We start from the raw sequence: 17,902 nt of genomic DNA, 5'->3' as shown, positions 1-17,902 counted from the left end.
TCGACGGTACAGGAGGCAAACGCTTAAGTCACATTTGGGTAACGGAGATCACGACGACGGCGCGTCGCCTTGCGCCGGCAGCCGGACGGCGAATTCGGTCCGGCCGGGCCGCGAAGTGACCTCGACGGTGCCGCCGTGGGCTTCCACGATCGACTGCACAATGGACAGCCCCAGGCCGCTGGTTCCCTCTGCCGAAGCGGACCCCGGGGCCGCCGTTCCCGAAGCCGCCGCCGCGGTCCGTCCGCCGGAGCCGGCGGGCGAGAGGACCTGCGCCGGCGTCGCACGGGACGCGTCTGCGCGCGCGAAGCGTGCGAAGACGCGGTCCACGAACTCCGGCGGGATGCCGGCGCCGTCGTCCGTCACGGTGACCACGGCGCTGCCGTCGGCCGATCTCATCACGCCGGTCACCACGGTGGTTCCCGATCCGGTGTGCTTGCGCGCGTTGGACAGCAGGTTGGCCAGCACCTGGTGCAGCTGCGAGGCGTCGCCGCGGACCACCACCGGCTCTTCAGGTAGTTCGAGGTGCCAGATGCGGTCCGGGGCCATGACTTTTTCGTCGCTGACGGTCTCGATCACGAGCTGCGTGAGGTCCACGTCGCTGAGCTTGAGCGGCTGGCCCTCGTCCAGCCGGGCGAGCAGCAGGAGGTCCTCCACCAGGGTGGTCATCCGCTCGGACTGGCTTTGGACGCGGGCCAGGGACCTTTGACCGTCCGGCGTGAACTTCTCGGTCATGCGCATCAGCTCGGTGTAGCCGCGGATGGCCGTGAGCGGGGTGCGGAGCTCGTGCGAGGCGTCGGCCACGAACTGGCGGACCTTCATTTCGCTCTCCTGCCGCGCCTCCAGCGCGTTGGAGACGTTATCCAGCATCTGGTTGAGGGCGTGGCCCACGCTGCCCACTTCAGTTCCGGGATGGGCGTTCGACGGCGGGACGCGGACGGCGAGCGCCACCTCACCGGCATCCAGCGGCAGCCGCGAAACCTGCGTGGCCACCTCCGAGAGCTGCTCCAGCGGCTTCATGGTGCGGCGGATGAGCACCGTTCCGGCGAGGCCGATCAGCACGATTCCGCCCAGCGACACGATCGTGATGGTCACAACAAGGGACGTCAGGGTGCTCTGCTTGTCGGCCAGGGGAAGCCCGGTCACCATGACGTCGCCGTAAGGCGTCTGGGCGGCAACCAGCCTGTAGGCACCGGTGGACAGGGTGCGGTCAACGGGTACGCCGTCGCGGCGCAGTCCCAGGAGGACCTGGTCGTCTGCCGCCGAGAGTGTCTTGCGGGTGGCGTCGGAGGCCAGGAATCCTGCGCTGCTGACTTCGCCGGCCTGGATCCTGGCCGCCAGGGTGCCCACCCGCTGGCCCCGGCCCTCGAGGGGATCGGGCCCCTTGCCCGAGGCGCCGAACGGGGGACGGCCAAAGTCCCGGGCCCTGTCAGCGGCCCCGGTGAGCTGCTCGTCGAGCTGGCGGGTCAGGAAGGAGTCCATGCTGGCGTAGCTGAACAGGCCGATCGCGGCGCAGATGGCCACCAGCAGAGCCATGGCGACGAGGACAAGGCGGGTGCGGAGATGCCAGGTGCCCGGCTTCAGCCAGCTGCGGCGCTGGGTCCGGACGGCACCGGAAAGGTTTGCCACGGCCTAGTCTGCCGGTTTGATGACGTAGCCCGCACCGCGGACCGTGTGGATCATGGGCGGGTGCACGGCATCCACCTTCTTGCGCAGGTACGAGATGTACAGCTCGACAATGTTGGCCTGGCCGCCGAAGTCGTAGTTCCATACGCGGTCCAGGATCTGGGCCTTGCTGACGACCCGCTTGGGGTTCTCCATGAGGTACCGGAGGAGCTCGAACTGGGTCGCGGTGAGCTGCAGCTCGTCGCCGGCGCGGGTGACTTCCCGGGTGTCCAGGTTCAGGACCAGGTCTCCCACCACCAGTTCGGCGGAATCCATGGCGGCCACGCCCGAGCGCTGCACCAGCCGGTGCAGGCGCAGCAGGACTTCCTCCATGCTGAAGGGTTTGGTCACGTAGTCGTCCCCGCCCGCGGCGAGGCCCACGATGCGGTCCTGCACGGCGTCCTTGGCCGTCAGGAATAGCGCCGGAACCTCCGGCGCGAAGGCGCGGATCCTGCCGAGCAGCTCAACGCCGTCGAAGCCGGGGAGCATCACGTCCAGCACCAGGACGTCCGGGCGGAATTCCTTGGCGAGCTTGACGGCCTCGGGGCCGTCTGCGGCCACGGCAACCGACCAGCCTGCCATGCGCAGGCCCATGCTCATCAGTTCGGACAGGCTGGGTTCGTCGTCAACCACCAGGGCACGGATGGGTGAGCCGTCCGGGTGGGTGAGCTGGGGAAGGTTGTTGGTCATGGAGTGCGAAGTGGCCATGGGACAACTCTCCGTTCCGGGGTTTAGCCGGCGCTTTGGTGTTCCTGTGCGCCGGCTGTGAATCCAAGCCTAGCGAGCTGGAAGGCGCAGCGTGGGGATTTCTCGGGTCACAGGCATGGCCCTTGCCCTGCACAGGCCAGTCACAGGAACGGTTCCCAGTCTGGAATGGACAACTTCCGCACGCCTGAAGGAGATAACAATGAGCGGACAGCAGTACCCACCTGTTCCGGAAACCACGCCCCTGCCGCCGGCTGCCCGGTCGCAGGCCGGCGATCAGCCGTCCGGACAGCACCAGGCAGCTCCCCATGCAGGGGCGGGCGATCACCAGGGAGCACCCCAGAGCGAAGCCCGACGGAACGCCCAGGCGGCCGAGCCTGCCACGGCAGCCATTCCCGAGCCCGCACCGGGCCGGGGCACCGGGTGGGGTGCGCCTCCGACCGGCAGCCCAGGCGATGCGGCAGCCAATCCGAAGCCCTGGACCATGAAGCGCGGACTCGTGGTTGCCGGCGCGGCCACTGTCTTGGCGGCCGGGGCGGGCGCTGGCGTTTACAGCCTGGGCAGTAACGCAGCTGCGGCCAACGGGACCGCGGCATCCGGTGCCGGGGGCCAGGGCGGACTGGCACCGGGAGGAGTGCAGCGGGGCGGCGTACCGCAGGGCGGCTTTGCCAACGGCGCCGTGCCCGGCCAGGGAGGCGACTTCGCGCCGGGCGGGTTGGGCGGCATGGGCAGCGGCGTTTCGTCGGCCGTCCACTCCGAGTACGTCATCGAAGAGGGCAGCCAGTACGTCACGAAGGTGGCACAGCTGGGCACCGTCGCGAACGTCTCCTCGGGTTCCGTCACGGTCAAGAGCGCGGACGGATTCACCCGGACTTACACGGTGGGCGAGGCCATCGCCGTGAGTAATCAGCAACAAAGACGCCAGCAGTCATCTGCGAGCGGGTTGACCGTAGCGGACATCGCCGCCGGGGCCACCGTGAGGATCGTGGCGGCCAAGGAAGGTTCGGCCTTCGCTGCCGAAACCGTGCAGCTGATCGCCGCACTGCAGACGGGCCAGACGGGGCAGACCAGCTGAGACTGGTGCCTGGTGCCTCGTGGTTGCCGGCGAATGGCGGGTGCCTGCGAAAGCAGCAGGCGCCTCTCTCTGGATCGCGTCTCTGGATCGCGGCAGCGGCGGTGCGTCCAGGTCCGCCGGCCTGGGCGCAGCCGGGACGCACGCAGCGGCTTGACCCGTGCCGGCGTGCGTGCTTGGCCCAAAATCTTTTGTCCGAATGGCGTCATAGCTGGACAACCAGGGATTTGCGGCGCCGGAATTCCCGCATCTGAAATGTCGCTGAATATTTGACGAAAAAGAAGGGTTTAGTCGAATTTAGTTCGAAAAACGGCCCTTTCCGACCGACCGGTCTGGAAAAAAATCTGGAAAAATTGGGCCTCGTAGAATTGTGATTTGACCCACAAACCCGCGATTCGTCTCACGATGCGGACGGAGTGGTCCATTGTTACTTGCAAGTTTTCATTGTTACGTTGCACACTTTCAATTGTGAACAAGAACTCAACAGCAACTGCAGCCGCAGAATATTGGCCCAGCACACCCGCTGCCGCCGAGATGCGCTGTTGTCGAATGCACGCCTAACTTTCTACCCCCACAAAGTTTTTAGGCATTCGCCCCCAGCCCAGCGTCGGGCGCCCCTCCCCAGAACTCATTGCGGGGAACCAAGCATTCGAGCCGCGATGACGGCCATTCACATTGAGGTAAGCATTCATGTCAGTTGCATCTGGATACGTCCACATCTCCGTCCGTAACGCCAACAAGGCCGGCCAGACGTCGGGCCTCCGCCAGGGATTCGGTACCCGTCCGGCCTTCCCACCGGCAGGCCAGGGAAACAACTTTCCCGCCCCCGGCTATGCACCCCAGGGCTACAACCCCAATTCTTACGGCCAGCTGCGCGCCGTGCCGGCTGAGGAAGCCGCACCGCTGACCGCGCCGACGCCCGTCGTCGCTCCGGCCGCCGGCGGCTCCGTCCGGCCCGTGCCGAACGACAACGTGGCCCGCGGATTCGTTCTTTACATGGGAATCGACGAGGAAACCGCGGCTGCTGCGGGCACCTCCATCGCCAAGCTCGCCCAGGAGATCCGGGCGTACGCCCAGTCACTCGTCTCCGGCGCCGAGAGCTATGCCGCCGTCGCCGTGGCGCCGGCCAGCGCGCCGGGTTCCGCACTCGACGTCGTCCGTTCCACGTTCGGTGACCCCACCGTCAACACCCGGCAGCGCACTGAGAGTGCACGCCTGCAGCCCGCACAGGATCCCCGTCCGTCGGGCGTGCTGATCGACCTCGCCCGCCGAGAAGTCCACCTCGACGGCGAGTCCCTGAACCTGACGTTCAAGGAGTTCGAGCTCCTCAACTACCTCGTGGAGAACGGCACCCGCACCGTGGGCCGTGACGAACTCCTTGAGGGCCTGTGGCGGAATGCCGAAGAGGTGCCGAACGAGCGCACCATCGACGTCCATATCCGCCGCCTCCGCTCCAAGCTGGGCCGCCTCGCCAACACCGTGCGCACTGTGCGCGGCCAGGGCTACCGGTTCTACGAGCACCCCGAGGTCGTTGTCTGGGCCGCGCCGGAATACTCGATCTAGCTCTTCCTTAAGCGCCAAAGCGTCCGTCCCCAGTTGGGGGCGGGCGCTTTCGCTTTCGCGGCACGATCCCTCGCCGCCTCCGGGGTGGGTTTGGTGGGGCTCTATTGACGTTTCTTGCTCCGTCGTAGGCTCTCAGCCGGGCCAGCAAGACCCTGCGCGGCATTTCCGGGCCTGGGTCAAGGAGCAGAAAGTCGAAATCGCCGACGGCAACGTGGTCGCCTGGCATGTGGTGCTGGAGGTGACCTTCGTCCTGGAGGACTGACCCGTACTTCCCGCCCAACTGGGTCGCAGGTCGCGTCGTTCTCGGGCCTGAATACGACGCGTGCTGCTACGTAGTTGGGTAGTAGGGTGAGTCCATGAGCGCGCACCACAAGAAGCGACTGGTGATCATGCGCCACGCCAAGGCCGATTGGCCCGGAGGTGTGGCGGACCATGACCGTCCCTTGGAGGAGCGCGGCCACCGTGAAGCACCGCTGGCCGGCAAGTGGCTGCTCAAACACAACATCGTCCCGGACTTCATCCTCTGCTCCAGCGCCCTCCGGACCCGGCAGACCTGCACCTGGGTGTGCAGCGAACTCGGCGACAAAGCGCCGACGCCGAAACTTGAGGACGGGCTCTACGCCGCCTCCGCGCTCCGCATGCTCACGGTGATCAACCACGTTCCGGATACCGTCACCACCCTCATGGTGATCTCCCACATGCCCGGAGTGCAGGACCTGGCCATGCACCTGGCATCCCGTGACTCCAACCACGACGCCTATATGGACGCGGCAACCAGGTTCCCCACCAGCGGGCTGACCATCCTCGAGACGGAGAAATCCTGGGCGGAGCTCGACGGGCAGGACGCACGGATCACGCATTTCAAGGTCCCCCGCGCCCACTAGCGCGGACAAGGCCGGTACTACCGGGCCGCCCGCGGGTACCCTTGAACTCAGTGCCGTCTAGTGGGGAAGGGCCCGCCATGCTGAATTCTGCTTTGAACCGGTGGCGGGGTCGCGCCCGGCGGTTCGCCGCCGCCGTCGTCGTCGTTCTGATGCTCTTCGCGGGCGGTGCGCCGGCCGCCTCCGCCGCTCCCTCGGGCGAGCAGCTGTCCACCAGTGTGGTGACCGACGCGAGCAACCCCTGGGTGCTGGTCAACAAGTCCCGGCCGTTGAACCCGGTGCAGTTCGTGCCGCGGGACCTGGTCTCGTGGGGCGGGACCGGCCACCTGCTGCGCGCCCAGGTATCCGGCGCGATGAGCCAGCTCTTCACCGGGGCGCGTGCTGCCGGACACTTCCTGGAGGTGGTGAGCGCCTACAGGTCCTATGCCTCCCAGAGCGCGCTGTACAGCTCCTACGTCCAGATGTACGGGCAGGCGTATGCGGACCAGATCTCGGCGCGGCCGGGTTACAGCGAGCACCAGACGGGGCTCGCGGCGGACATCGGCAATGTGGGCGGCGGCTGCGGCCTGACCGCCTGCTTCGGGACCACCCCGGGCGGGCGCTGGGTGGCGGCGAACGCGCACCGCTACGGGTTCATCGTGAGGTACCCGGCGGGCTACACCAACGTCACCGGCTACGCGTACGAGCCCTGGCATCTGCGGTTCGTCGGAGTGCAGCTGGCCACGGACATGAAAGTCCGCGGCATTCCCACCATGGAGCAGTACTTCGCGGCCCGCCCGTCCATCAAGAGCGGCGCCGACGTGCTCGCGGCAGATTCCGCGGGCATCCTGTGGAACTATCCGGCCAACCGTGCAGGCGGTTTCGGTGCCCGGGAGCGGATCGGAGCGGGCTGGGCAGGCCTGAAAGCCGGCTTTGTGGCCGACTGGAACGCCGACGGAGTGAACGACATCATTGCCCAGTGGAAGAGCGGAACCCTCACGGTTTATCGCGGCAAGCTCTCCGGCGGCTTCCTCAGCCCGATTACGGCCGGCACGGCGGGCTGGCAGTCCATGGACATCACCGTGGGCAAGTGGCACAACGGCCAACGGTTCCCCGGCGTGGTGGGAACGGCTGGGGACGGCGCCATGTACTTCTACCCGAATGCCGCCGGCGGTGCCCTGGGCGCCCGGCAGCAGATCGGGAACGGGTTTCAGGGGCTGAAGCTGGCCATGGCCGATTTCGACAACGACCGGCGGCAGGACCTGCTGGTCACCACCGCGGCCGGGGACCTCATGCTGTACAGGTCCGACGGCGCCGGCAGGTTCGCGCGGGAAGCGCGCCCGAAGGTGGGGAACGGCTGGGGCGCCGTCGCCCAGTCCCACGCCTCGTTCGGATTCCAGGGCCCGGGAACGCGCGGCCTCACGGCCAAGACCGCTGACGGCCGGCTGGTCTACTACAGCCTGGGCAGCGGCCGGTTCACCGGAAGCCGCCAGGTGGGTAACGGCTGGCAGGCGCTGAGCGTCTTCCGGTGACCAAGGCCGCCAGCGGCCCCCAACCGGGTTTCGCCGGCCGCTCGGCGTGGTTTCAGCGGCCGCCCAGTCGTTCCAGCGGCCGCTCAGCGGCGGGGCGTCCGGCCGGCAGCTGTCGAGGGAGACGTTCCTGAGCCGGATGTCCTCGGCGCTGCCGCCGGCTGGCGGGGTGCCGCGGTCCGCTGCCCGGCCTGCCGCGGCGTAGCCGTGCGCGACGTGGCTTGGCGCGCCGCGGAAGTGCGTGCCGCCTGAGTGCGCTGGGGTGCTTGGCGCTGGGCGGTCGCAGGGGATTGCCGTGCGCCTGCCGGCAGCCTGGCGGCCGGCCGCCGCGTTGACGCACGGGCAGGGGCCGGCTTCCGGGCCGGGACGCCGGACCGCGCCCGCAGCCGCCTGCGGGCCGGCCAGACTGCTCCGGCGAAGAGCACCACCAGGGTCAGCGAACCCGAGGCGGCCGCCAGGTAAAAGTAGATGTCCGAGTCCCTGGTGCTCACAGCCTCCCCGAGCGCCCCTGCGTCCTGATTGAATGCCAGGCCCCACATGCGCAGGAAGGCGATGCTGCAGCCGATCGACAGGCTGGTCCCGATGCCGCCGGCCAGGAGCGCCAGGTAGCGCCGGCGGGCAAATGACTCGGCCACAGACGCCACGTATCCCACGGCCACTGCGCCCAGGAAGGCGAACAGCGCAGCCTCCTCAAGGGTGACGGCCGTCAGCACGAGCGCGCCGAGCGCGGCGAAAACGGCGCCGACGGCTGTCTTCCCGCTGTTACCCATGTGGCTCATGGGACTAATCATCCCTGAGGATGAGGCCGCTTCTGCACGTAGCCACGCATGATGGCCATGATGGCGGCAACACTTTGGTCACGGGTCCGCTCCGGGTTGTACGTCTGGCGGTCGAGTCCCACCACAAAACAGGCGCCGAATATCGCCGTTTCCAGGCTTCCCCGGGAGATGGAGGCATCCACGGGATACTCCGCGGCCACCGTTTCAATGGCCGATCCGATCACGCCGAGAAGCCGCGCGCGGAGCTCGGCGAACGTGTCCTGCCATTCGCTGGGGGTGCGCCAGTTCTCGCTCACCCACAGCCGGGCGAAGGACGGATACTCCGCCATGAAGTCCATCGCCTGCCCGATCATGGCGTCCATGCCGGCGAGGGAGTCCGCTGTTTCGTCCTGCACGCTGAGGAGCCTGGCTTCGAGGATGTCCACGCCGTGCCGCAGGAGCTGGGCGATCAGATCGGACTTGCTGCCGAAGTTGTAGTACACAGTGCCCTTCGAGACGCCGGCTGCCGCCGCGATCTCGTCCACCGTCACGCCTGCCGCGCCGCGCTCACCTATCAGCTCCATGGATGCCTCGAAGAGCTTCTGCTTGGTGGCGTTGGTCCGGGCGGGACGCAGCTTCTTGGGCTGGACGGCCGCCTGGCCGGCCTCCGATGGGGTCATACGGCGATCTCCGGTTTCAGGGTCTTGAGGGTCCAGAACTTGTGCTTTCGGACGGCCAGCGTTGAGAGCACCACCCCCAGCAAAGTGTAGCCAAGGAGTCCCGCCACGGTGGACGGAATCATGGACAGGTCCGCGCCGTAGATGAGGTGCCGCATGCCGTTGACCACGTAGCCCATGGGCAGGATCTGGTGCACCACGTGCAGCGGCTGCGGCGTGGTCTGCCACGGGAACGTTCCGCCGGAGGAGACAAGCTGTAGCACGAGAAGTATGAGCACCACCAGCTTCCCCGGCGAACCCAGCAGGGCCACCACGCCCTGGATGAGGGCGCTGAAGGCTGCAGCCGCGGCAAGCAGGAACAGCCACATGAGGACCGGATGGGCAGGATTCAGCCCCAGCCCCACATTCACCACCACGGTGAGCAGGCTCGCCTGCACGGCGGACACGGCAAAGAACGGCAGCCAGCCTCCGACGGCGATCTTCCAGGCGGGCGCGTTGGAGGCGAGGGCGCGCTGCGTGACGGGGCGCATGGCCTGGATCAGCATGAACACGCCGATCCACAGGGCCAGGGTCAGGAAGAAGGGAGCCAGCCCGGCACCGTAGGAACCCGCCTTGGCCTGCGACACGTTGTTGACGGCCACGGGGTCGGAGATCACCCCGGAGAGGTTGCTCTTCTGCGCTTCATCCGGGTTCGGCACCTTGCCCGCGCCCTTGGACAGCTCGGTGGCCAGCGTCCGGGAACCGTCCGCGGCGGCGCGGGCACCGGTCTCCAGCTGGGCTGCGCCGTCGTCGAGCTTCCCGGCTCCGTCGGTGAGCGCGGCGGCGCCGTCCACGGCCGTCTGCTGTCCGGCCGCCAGGGTTGTGGCGCCGTCGGAGAGCCGGTCCGCGCCGCCCGAGGCGGTCGAGATGGCTCCAGTCAGCGCAGGAGTTGCTGCGGCGAGACTGGCCGCCCCTGCGCTTACGGCCGCTGAGCCGTCGGCGAGCTGCTGGATCTGGGCGGCATCGGCTTGGATTTTCGCCCTCGCGTCAGTGACAGGGCTTGAGGCCGCGGCGGCGTCGAAGTCCGCGAGGACCCTGGCGGCCTGCTCCGGCGTAAGAACGCCGGCGGCGACGAGCCTGTCGTTGGACTCCTGGACCCGTGTCCGGAGTCCGGTGTCTGCGGCCTGCAGCTGCCCGACGACGTCCTGGACTTTGGTGTTCAGCGCCGCGTTTCCGGCGGCGACCTGGGCTGCGCCGGCCGAGAGCTTCTGTGAATCGGCGGGAAGTCCGGCAGTCTTGTCCTTGAGCTGTGCGAGCCCGCCGCTCAGCTGGCCGGCTCCGGACGCAAGCTGCGCGGCGCCGTCGCGAAGTTTGACTTCGCCGTTGTACAGCTCGGCCGCACCCGCCTCGAGCTGCCCGGTGCCTTGGTGCAGGGTGCCCGCGCCGTCTCGGAGCCCGGCGACGCCGTCGGCCAGGGTTCCCGCGCCGCCGGCCGCCTTCACCATTTGCGTGTGGATGGTGCCGAAGCCCGTCAGCAGCTGGTTGGCCGTTTCCGCGCCGACCTCCTTGGCGACGGTGGCGTGCACGGCGGTGGTGAGCTTATCCACGATGGTGCTGAGAAGGTAGTTGTTGGCGTCGTTCGTGGTGACGTTCAGCATGGCCTGGCTGGCCGCATCGAAACTTCCGGGGGAGGCCAGGTTGCTGGAAAAGTCGCGGGGGATTTTGAGCGCAAAGGCGTACCTTCCCTCGCTGACGCCCTGGTCGGCTTCGGCCGCGGACCGGACGGGCTGCCAGTTGAACACGTGCCCTTCCACGAGGCTGTCCGCTACCTTCTGCCCGGCCTGCAGACGGCCGCCGTCGCTGGTGGCCGCCCCGGTGTCCTCCATCACGAGCGCGGCGTCGATCTGGTTAAGGTTTCCGTACGGATTCCAGTTGGCATAGAGGTACACCGCGCCGTAGAGCAGGGGAACCATGGTCAGCGCCAGGATGGTCAGCTTGGGCAGCAGGCCGCCCGTCATGCGCTTGAGTTCGGAGCTGGCCAGCCGTAGCACTGTCACTTTGCGTCCTCGGTTTCGGGTTGTTCTTCGGTGCTGGCCGGCTTGGGTGCCGCGTTGCCGACGACGGCGGCCGGGCCGGTCCAGCCGGGCGGGAGGGCAGACACGGTGGCGACGACGGCGAGTGGCCGGCCGCCGTCGTACGCCAGTTCTTTGAGCCGCGGCAGCCAGTCCGCCGGATCGGCGCTGTGCCTGTCGGGGGAGTCCAGGACCAGGAGGTCGGTGCGCGGGTTGGCGAGCGCCAGGGCCGTCAGGAGTTCGGTGCGGCGCCGCGGCGTGAGCTGCTCGGCCCACATCCCGGCAATGTCTTCGAAACGGTTCACCTTCAGCCAGGGCTTGCTGAGGAGGGCGCCGCGGTACCGGCGGGGAATGAGGGACAGGTCCTCTGTCACGAGGTCCCGGACGCTCAGGTGCTGCTCGGGTTCGTTGACGCCGGGGGAGTCCACGAGCGCGCCGGCGCCGCGGAGCTGCTTGATTTTGGCCTGCCGGTCCCAGCTGACAGTGCCGCCGCCGGGCTTCATCCGGCCGCTGAGGGCCAGGGCCAGCGCGGTCCGCTGGTCCTGGCGGTCGGCCGTGACCAGCAGCAGTTCGCCGCGGGATGCCTGCAATGACGTGGGCGGGAGGAGATCGTCCCGCCGGCCGTTCACGCGAAGCTGTTGTACGGAGAGCAAAGGGAGCCTTTCGCAGATGTCGTCTGCAACAAGGCTAACTGAACTGACTAGTCAGTTCAAATAGCACTGCACCACTGTGACCCATCAGTCATCCAAAAAGCGAGCGAAGAGAACGACGGCGGGGGTGAGGGCACGCTAGGGCTGGCCGCGCCGGCAGTGCGGGCATGCTGGCGCGGCGAACTCGCATCCTCAGGCTCGCTATATGCGCGCCCTTTCTGGTAATTCCCGCGCGAGGAGGACCGCCACTAGGCCGAGCGCTGAACCGGTGACGCGTCGCTGCCACTTCGTCCAGCTCGGCCTGGCGGAGAGGAATGCAGAGATCGACCCGGCGCCGAGGACGATCAGCGCGTTCACAAGCATGCTCATGGCAATCTGGATCGCTCCGAGAAGCCCTGGACAATTGTTCCTCCCCGGCCCGCATCGATGAACTGCGGAATCAGCGCAAGATACATCACGGCCGTTTTTGGGTTCAGCAGATTCGTGAGGAGCCCCGTGCGGAAGAGCTTCCGGGCGGAATCGCGAGAGAGTGCGCGAACGTCGAAGACGCCCCGACCGCCGGGCTTGAGTGCCTGCCACGCGAGGTAGGCCAAGTAGAGGACTCCTGCGGCCTTCATTCCGGCATAGAGCCACGGCACCGCGACGATCACGATCGCGAGCCCGAGGTTCGCCATCGTCATGTAGACGAGGAAGCCAGCACAGGTGCCTGCGAGAGAAATCATTCCCGCCACCGGCCCTTGACTCACACTGCGCGAGACCAGGTAGACCATGTTCGGGCCCGGCGTGAGCACCATGCCGAGTGCCGTTAGAGCCATCCCGCTTGCCGCTGCCATCGAGACCCCCGTTCCGAAGTCTGTCGCCGCGATCATGAGCGCACCGTCCTGCTCGCTGGATGCAAATATCGTGTCTGCGGATCGGCAGCCCAAGGAAGAATCGTCATGACTCCAACAATGATGTAATAGCCTTATGCATCTCAACCCTTACGGTGAGTACGCGGTACTCCTCGCCGCCTCGCTGGCCAACGCTTGGCCAACCGACAGGGACGGTCTCGTGCAGCGGACTCGCGAGTTCGGTATGACGATGGACTACAAGCCCTCCGCCGGAGACGATCATGAGCAAACCCGCGACGTCATTGACGCGTGGCTCTCAGTCGTCGATGAAAGCGATCCACAGAACAGGGCCGCTCTGTTGAATGCCCAGATGGCTGCTGCCGCCGCCTATCCGCGCCTCACCGATCACGACGGTGAAGGATGGCATCTTCACTACCGCGACCCCGACCAGCCCCTTCCGCAGGTATTGCTCGCCGTGATCAGTGTCGGAACTGCACTGCACCTCAGCACTCGCGGCGCTCACAGACTCAGCCGATGGGCCGCAGGGAGTTCATCCGGCGATCCCTGCAGGGCAGTCGTGGTCGATGTCACCCGCAACGGTCGCCAGCGCTACTGCTCCGTGCGCTGCGCAAACCGTGACAACGTCCGCAAACACCGCGCCCGGGCGAAGCTAGGCCGCAATGTGTCGTAAGCCGGCTCCCTCACGGGTATCCGATGAAGTGTCCCGTGCAGGGGGCTAAAGGGCAGACTCTCCGAAGAGCAGCTCCTGCTTAGCCGGCGGTATCCGCCGTCGTCCGCTCGGTTCACAACGGCGCCGGTCAGAGACCGTACTTCTCCAGGAGCCGGAGCCAGACTTCGCTGATGGTGGGGTAGGAGGGGACGGCGTGCCAGAGCCGGTCGAGGGGCACCCCGCCGACGACCGCGATGGTCGCCGCGTGCAGCAGCTCGGCGATGTCGGGGCCGGCAAAGGTGGCGCCGAGCAGGACCTTACGGTCCTCGTCGATCACGAGCTGCGCCCAGCCCTCGTAGTTCTTGGCGTGCAGTGACGAGCCGGCAACGGCGATGGGCAGTTCCACGGACGACACGTTGTAGCCGTCCTTCCGGGCCTGTTCCACGGACCGGCCGACATTCGCCAGCTCCGGGTCCGTGAACACCACATTGGGAACGGCATGGTCGTCTGCCGTCTGCGCATAGCGGCTCCAGTCCGCGGGCTCGCCCTTCAGCTCACCTTTGGCGCGGGCCGCGATGGCGGCGCCGGTGGCGCGGGCCTCGTACTTGCCTTGGTGCGTGAGCAGGGCCTTGCCGGCTGCGTCCCCCACCGCATAGAGCCACGGTCCGTCGTCACTGCCGGCGGCGCCTTGCACCAGGCCGGTGGTGTCCGTGCTCAGCCTTAAGGCCTTTCCGTCGGCGGCTGCGAGCCCCACGCTCTCCAGGCCGAGCCCCTCCAGTGCCGGGTGCCTGCCCGTCGAGACCAGCAGCTTGTCCACCGAAACAGTTTCGCCGCCGTCGAGCGTCAGGGTCAGGGAGCCGTCCCCGTTTTCGCGGACGCTCTGCGTCTTGGTGTCCAGGCGGATTTCCACCCCGTCGGCGCGGAGCCCGGCGGCAACGAGCTTCGCGGCCTCCGCGGGAAAGTTCCGCAGGAGGCCGCTGCGCGCCACCAGCGTCACGGCCGATCCGAGGCGGGCAAAGGCCTGGGCGAGCTCCGTTCCGGCGACGCCCCCGCCCAGGACGGCGAGCCGTTCCGGAATTTCCTTGGCTGACGTTGCCTCGCGGGTTCCCCAATAGGGAACCTCGGCAAGTCCGTCGATGGGCGGCCGGTCAGGCGTGGAGCCGTTCGCCAGGACGACGGCGTGACGCGCCGTCAGCACGTACGAGTTGCCGTCCAGGCCGGCGACTTCCACGGCCCGCGGCGCGGTGATCCAGCCATGCCCGCGGACCAGCTCAATGCCGGACTCCTCCACCCATGCGACTTGGCTGTCGTCCTGCCACTTGGAGGTGAAGCTGTCGCGGCTTTTCAGGACGGCCGCGGCGTCGAGGGTCCGGGTGACCGCCTCGCTGGCCCCGGGGACCGTCTGGGCACCGTGGAGCGCCGTGCCGGGACGGAGCAGGGCCTTGGACGGCATGCAGGCCCAGTAGGAGCATTCGCCGCCCACCAGTTCGGCCTCCACCAATACGGCGGTCAGGCCGCCCTGGACGACCCGGTCTGCGGCGTTTTCACCTGCGGCGCCGGCGCCGATCACAATGACATCGAATTCCCGTTCAACAACATGTGGCGTCATGGCAACAGCCTACGCCGGGGGCCTGCATCGTTTCCGGGGCAGACATGCCGACCGCTGCCGCCCGGGTCCGTAACAATGCGCCGTCCCGTTCAGGGGACATGGGACATCCGCTACGGTGTGGGGACGTAGCGCAACAAAGGAGTTCCGATGCCGTCCTCTAATAACGTTCCGCCGGCGAGGTTCAGCGCCCAGGCCCGCCTTCGCGCCCTGCAGTCGGACATCATGGACCTCATCCTGGACCGCGAACTCGAAGCCGGCGATGCGCTGCCCACGGAAAACGAACTGTGCATCGCCCTGGGCGTAGGCCGGAACACGCTGCGGGAATCGCTGAAGGTCCTGCAGGCCCTGGGCGTCATCGAGATCCGCCACGGCTTCGGAATGTTCGTGGCGCCCAGCAATTTCGAGGCATTGGCCGACGGCCTCATTTTCCGTGCCAGGCTGTCCCTGCGGCACCACGGGCTGGAGGCGCTGCAGCTCGTGGACGTGCGCCAGGCCCTGGAATCGGGCCTCATCGGCAGCTCGATGGACCTGATTACGGCTGAGCAGCTGGCCGCCATCGAGGAATCGGTGGTCCGGATGGAGGAACTGGCGGCGGCGGGCGAGCCCTTCGTCGACGCCGATTATGACTTCCACAGCAAGCTCTTTGCACCCCTGAACAACGAGCTCCTGCTCAACCTGCTGGGTGTCTTCTGGAAGGTCTACCGCAAGATCCACACCGAGATCGGTGCCGGGGCCGAGGACCTGGCCGCGGTGGCTGCGCTGCACCGGAACGTCTACGCGGCCGTGGCGGCCGGTGACAAGGCGCGTGCCGCCCAGGAGCTGACCCGTCACTTCGACGGCATCCGCCGCCGGATTTCGGACGCCGTCACAAACTGACGCACCACCCGCGCAGGCTGCCGACGATCCCGGCTTAAAGCAGAAGATCCGCACCGGGTATCCGGTGCGGATCTTCTCTCTGTGCGCCCAAAGGGATTCGAACCCCTGACCTTCTGTTCCGTAGACAGACGCTCTATCCAGCTGAGCTATGGGCGCATCTTCCGGTTCCTGCCGAACTCTTCGCTCGGCCCGAACCTCGAATAACTTTACGCGAGGTCCGCCCCAGTTCCAAATCGAGAACTGTGTAATCTCCGTAACTAGACCGGTCTATGTGACCTTCGTCACTAATTTCAAGATTTCTCAATCCCGGATCCTTGATTTTCCGCGGAATTTGCTCGCCGAAGGGGCGGACATCCGATGTCTGACTATGAAATGGGCCAGGTGAACAGAAATAGCATTTAGCTCACACCGCTGAACCCGACGAAGGGAACCATAATGGGCCATCTGGCGCGACTGCCGCTGCTTGAGAAAGCACCCACCACACATGCCGGCCTCCTGGCGTGGGTTGAAGAGGTCGCTGGGCTGACCCAGCCGGACCGGATTCATTGGGTCGACGGCTCCGAGGAAGAAAACACCCGCCTGACCGACGAACTGGTCGCCGCGGGCACGCTGAAGCGGCTGAACCAGGAGCTCTTCCCGAACTCCTTCGCCGCGTTCTCAGACCCCGCTGACGTCGCCCGCGTTGAAGAGCAGACGTTCATCTGCTCCGAAAAGGAGCACGACGCCGGCTTCACCAACAACTGGATGGCTCCGGCCGAGATGAAGGAGAAGCTGCGCGGGCTGTTCTCCGGCTCCATGCGCGGCCGCACCATGTACGTCATCCCGTTCGTCATGGGCCACCTCGACGCCGAGGATCCCAAGTTCGGTGTCGAGATCACTGACAGCGCCTACGTTGTGGCATCCATGCGCATCATGGCCCGCATCGGCACGGACGTCCTGAACCGGATCACTGAGACGAACGCGTTCTTTGTCCCGGCCCTGCACTCCCTGGGTGCCCCGCTGGAGGCCGGCCAGGCCGACGTTCCGTGGCCGTGCAACCCGGACAAGTGGATCGTTCACTTCCCCGAGGAACGGTCCATCTGGTCCTTCGGATCGGGCTACGGCGGAAACGCCCTGCTCGGCAAGAAGTGCTACGCCCTGCGCATCGCCTCCGTCATGGCGCACGATGAGGGCTGGCTGGCCGAGCACATGCTGATCCTCAAGCTCACCTCGCCGGAACAGAAGACCTACTACGTCTCCGCGGCGTTCCCGTCCGCCTGCGGCAAGACCAACCTGGCCCTGCTGGATCCCACCATCGAAGGCTGGAAGGTGGAGACCCTCGGGGACGACATCACCTGGATGCGCTTCGGCAAGGAAGGCGAACTCCGCGCCGTCAACCCTGAAGCGGGCCTGTTCGGCGTCGCTCCCGGCACCGGCTGGGGAACCAACCCGAACGCGATGCGCGCCATCGCCAAGGGCAACAGCATCTTCACCAACGTCGCAATAACCGACGACGGCGGCGTGTGGTGGGAGGGCATGACTGAGGAAGTGCCTGCTCACCTCACCGACTGGCAGGGCAACTCCTGGACCTCCGACTCCGACAAGCCGGCGGCCCACCCGAACTCCCGCTTCTGCACGCCGATCGACCAGATCGACATGCTGGCCGAGGAATACCACAGCCCCAATGGCGTAGAGCTGTCCGCGATCCTCTTCGGCGGCCGCCGCAAGACCACCATCCCGCTGGTCACCCAGGCGCGTGACTGGTCCAACGGCATCTTCATGGGCTCGACGCTTTCCTCGGAGACCACGGCCGCCGCCGCGGGCGCCGTTGGCGTCGTGCGCCGCGATCCGATGGCCATGCTCCCGTTCATCGGCTACGACGCAGGGGACTACCTGAACCACTGGGTTAACCTGTCCGCCAAGGCCAACCCGGAGCGTCTGCCCAAGATCTTCCTGGTGAACTGGTTCCGCCGCACGGCCGAGGGCGGCTTCGCCTGGCCGGGCTTCGGGGACAACGCACGCGTCCTCAAATGGGCCATCGAACGCCTCGAAGGCAAGGCCGACGCCGTGGAGACACCCATCGGCTTCGTGCCGACCGGCGAGTCCATCGACCTGACCGGCCTGGACATGACCCCCGCCCAGGTGGAAGCGGCAGTGCGCGTCGACCCCGAGGAGTGGAAGACCGAGCTCGCTTCGATCGAGGAATGGTTCGCCAACTTCGGCAGTTCGCTGCCCGAGGCGCTCCAGGCTGAGCTTGACGGGCTGAAGGCCCGCCTGGCCTAGACCGCCTGCCATACAGTACGACGGCGGGCCCCCACCTTTCGCGGGAAGGTGCGGGGCCGCCGGCGGGCGGTGGGCGGACCGCCCCGGTAGCCCCCCGGCCCCCCTGTGCCGGGGCGGCGCGGGGGGTT

Annotated in this window: 14 protein-coding genes, 1 tRNA gene and 1 pseudogene; 7 read left to right on the top strand and 9 right to left on the bottom strand. The window is 67.2% G+C overall.

Going from position 1 to position 17,902, the window contains the following annotated elements; all coding sequences use genetic code 11:
- Positions 1-48: 48 nt before the first annotated feature.
- Together ABFP37_RS10845 and ABFP37_RS10840 are read right to left on the bottom strand one after the other, a co-directional pair.
- The gene (locus tag ABFP37_RS10845) at positions 49-1,626 is read right to left on the bottom strand and encodes a HAMP domain-containing sensor histidine kinase (protein ID WP_347033590.1); all 1,578 of its coding nucleotides are present in this window, start codon (positions 1,624-1,626) and stop codon (positions 49-51) included.
- Positions 1,627-1,629: 3 nt separating this feature from the next.
- Positions 1,630-2,370 carry a response regulator transcription factor gene (locus tag ABFP37_RS10840; protein WP_056630944.1) on the bottom strand — a complete coding sequence of 247 codons (741 nt, stop codon included), beginning with the start codon at positions 2,368-2,370 and terminating at the stop codon, positions 1,630-1,632.
- 199 nt (positions 2,371-2,569) lie between these two features.
- Here ABFP37_RS10840 and ABFP37_RS10835 point away from each other — a divergent pair, with 199 nt between their 5' ends.
- The 4 genes from ABFP37_RS10835 to ABFP37_RS10820 all read left to right on the top strand — a co-directional run bounded on the left by ABFP37_RS10835 (position 2,570) and on the right by ABFP37_RS10820 (position 7,394).
- Complete coding sequence (locus ABFP37_RS10835) at positions 2,570-3,442, top strand: hypothetical protein (RefSeq protein ID WP_347033589.1); 873 nt, start codon at positions 2,570-2,572, stop codon at positions 3,440-3,442.
- Between the two features lie 687 nt (positions 3,443-4,129).
- Entirely contained in the window at positions 4,130-5,002 is an 873-nt protein-coding gene (locus tag ABFP37_RS10830) for a winged helix-turn-helix domain-containing protein (protein WP_078029918.1), read from the top strand.
- Positions 5,003-5,358: 356 nt separating this feature from the next.
- The gene (locus ABFP37_RS10825) at positions 5,359-5,886 is read left to right on the top strand and encodes a histidine phosphatase family protein (protein WP_078029919.1); all 528 of its coding nucleotides are present in this window, start codon (positions 5,359-5,361) and stop codon (positions 5,884-5,886) included.
- A 77-nt stretch (positions 5,887-5,963) separates the two neighbouring features.
- Complete coding sequence (locus ABFP37_RS10820) at positions 5,964-7,394, top strand: D-alanyl-D-alanine carboxypeptidase family protein (protein WP_347033588.1); 1,431 nt, start codon at positions 5,964-5,966, stop codon at positions 7,392-7,394.
- Between the two features lie 83 nt (positions 7,395-7,477).
- On the opposite strand, the gene ABFP37_RS10815 is transcribed toward ABFP37_RS10820, so the two are convergent.
- The 5 genes and pseudogenes from ABFP37_RS10815 to ABFP37_RS10795 form a co-directional block, all read right to left on the bottom strand.
- On the bottom strand, positions 7,478-8,170 hold the full coding sequence (locus tag ABFP37_RS10815; RefSeq protein ID WP_347033587.1) for a hypothetical protein: 693 nt from the start codon (positions 8,168-8,170) through the stop codon (positions 7,478-7,480).
- An 8-nt stretch (positions 8,171-8,178) separates the two neighbouring features.
- The gene (locus ABFP37_RS10810) at positions 8,179-8,829 is read right to left on the bottom strand and encodes a TetR/AcrR family transcriptional regulator (RefSeq protein WP_347033586.1); all 651 of its coding nucleotides are present in this window, start codon (positions 8,827-8,829) and stop codon (positions 8,179-8,181) included.
- Positions 8,826-10,862 (bottom strand): YhgE/Pip family protein, encoded by a 2,037-nt coding sequence (locus tag ABFP37_RS10805; protein ID WP_347033585.1) that lies wholly within the window; start codon positions 10,860-10,862, stop codon positions 8,826-8,828. The genes ABFP37_RS10810 and ABFP37_RS10805 overlap by 4 nt, the downstream gene beginning before the upstream one ends.
- Positions 10,859-11,530: a hypothetical protein gene (locus ABFP37_RS10800; RefSeq protein ID WP_347033584.1), complete on the bottom strand. Its 672-nt coding sequence runs from the start codon at positions 11,528-11,530 to the stop codon at positions 10,859-10,861. The genes ABFP37_RS10805 and ABFP37_RS10800 overlap by 4 nt, the downstream gene beginning before the upstream one ends.
- A gap of 198 nt (positions 11,531-11,728) precedes the next feature.
- Positions 11,729-12,360 (bottom strand): annotated as a pseudogene (locus ABFP37_RS10795) (LysE family translocator).
- A gap of 133 nt (positions 12,361-12,493) precedes the next feature.
- Here ABFP37_RS10795 and ABFP37_RS10790 point away from each other — a divergent pair.
- On the top strand, positions 12,494-13,048 hold the full coding sequence (locus tag ABFP37_RS10790; RefSeq protein WP_347033582.1) for a CGNR zinc finger domain-containing protein: 555 nt from the start codon (positions 12,494-12,496) through the stop codon (positions 13,046-13,048).
- 127 nt (positions 13,049-13,175) lie between these two features.
- Here the strand turns inward: ABFP37_RS10790 and ABFP37_RS10785 are convergent, their stop codons facing one another.
- Positions 13,176-14,636: an NAD(P)/FAD-dependent oxidoreductase gene (locus ABFP37_RS10785; RefSeq protein ID WP_078029924.1), complete on the bottom strand. Its 1,461-nt coding sequence runs from the start codon at positions 14,634-14,636 to the stop codon at positions 13,176-13,178.
- Positions 14,637-14,783: 147 nt separating this feature from the next.
- Here ABFP37_RS10785 and ABFP37_RS10780 point away from each other — a divergent pair, with 147 nt between their 5' ends.
- Entirely contained in the window at positions 14,784-15,512 is a 729-nt protein-coding gene (locus ABFP37_RS10780; RefSeq protein WP_078029925.1) for an FCD domain-containing protein, read from the top strand.
- 82 nt (positions 15,513-15,594) lie between these two features.
- Here ABFP37_RS10780 and ABFP37_RS10775 read toward each other — a convergent pair.
- Positions 15,595-15,668: transfer RNA gene (locus tag ABFP37_RS10775), tRNA-Arg, on the bottom strand.
- A 279-nt stretch (positions 15,669-15,947) separates the two neighbouring features.
- Here ABFP37_RS10775 and ABFP37_RS10770 point away from each other — a divergent pair.
- The gene (locus ABFP37_RS10770; protein WP_078029926.1) at positions 15,948-17,774 is read left to right on the top strand and encodes a phosphoenolpyruvate carboxykinase (GTP); all 1,827 of its coding nucleotides are present in this window, start codon (positions 15,948-15,950) and stop codon (positions 17,772-17,774) included.
- Positions 17,775-17,902 lie beyond the last annotated feature (128 nt).

This window comes from Burkholderia sp. RS01 (assembly GCF_039748055.1).
Lineage (GTDB): Bacteria > Actinomycetota > Actinomycetes > Actinomycetales > Micrococcaceae > Arthrobacter.
The sequence above is the reverse complement of the archived record's forward strand: the minus strand, read 5'-3'. Positions and strand labels throughout refer to the sequence as shown.